Below are 895 nucleotides of genomic sequence, written 5' to 3'. Positions count from 1 at the left end.
GCTGGAGCGCCGCCCGACAGTTCAATCGGGCGGCGCTCCAGCAGTGCTGCGTCAAGTTTGACCAGCGCCAGCAGTTCTTCCGCGCGCCGGGGCCATTCGCTGCGCTTGTGCCCGGCCACTTCCAGCGCTTCGTTGAGCACACGGCGCACGCTGTAGCGCGGGTCGAAGGAGCTGAGCGGGTCCTGGAACACCACTTGAATGCTGCGCCGCAGTTGGCGTTTTTCTGCCGCAGACAGGCTTAGCCACGGCTGGCCCTTGATGTGGATGTCACCGCTGTCCGGGGTTTCCAGCCCCAGGATCATCCGCGTCAGGGTGGTTTTGCCCGAGCCGGATTCACCAACAATGCCCAAGGTTTTGCCCCGGCGCAGTTGCAGCGACACCTGGTTGACCACGGTGCGCTGTTTCCCGTCCGGCCCCTTGAAGGATTTGCTCAAACCGTTGACCTGCAACAGCGGCGGCGTTTGCTCGACCTTGGCCGTGACGATGCTCAGCGGTGTACGCGCCGCGCTTTGGTTGCGGCGAAAGTGCACCGCCCTGCCCGTGCGCAGCAAGTATTGGGTGTAGGGATGCTGCGGGTCGTGCAGCACGTCGTCGACGTTGCCCTGCTCGACGATGATGCCGTTGTGCATCACCGCCACCCGGTTGGCCAGCCGCGAGACCACGGCCAAGTCATGGCTGACGATCAGCATCGCGGTGCTCTCGCCGCGCAGGGATTCGAGCAACGTCAGTACCTGCGCCTGCACCGTGGTGTCGAGGGCCGTGGTGGGTTCGTCGGCGATCAGCAAACGCGGGTTGCAGGCGATGGCCGAAGCGATCAGCGCCCGTTGGCGCAAGCCGCCGGACAATTGATACGGGTATTGGCGCGCGCGCAACTCCGGCTCGGGCACGCCCACCG

1 protein-coding gene is annotated in these 895 nt (G+C 65.4%); it reads right to left on the bottom strand.

The window, feature by feature from the left end; all coding sequences use genetic code 11:
* The coding region (locus GHO41_RS29375; RefSeq protein WP_153435355.1) for an ATP-binding cassette domain-containing protein at positions 1 to 895 on the bottom strand (895 nt) is incomplete at both ends.

It is taken from the genome of Pseudomonas sp. FSL R10-0399, assembly GCF_009600165.1.
Taxonomy (GTDB): domain Bacteria; phylum Pseudomonadota; class Gammaproteobacteria; order Pseudomonadales; family Pseudomonadaceae; genus Aquipseudomonas; species Aquipseudomonas helleri.
This window is presented reverse-complemented; position numbering and strand designations above follow the sequence as displayed.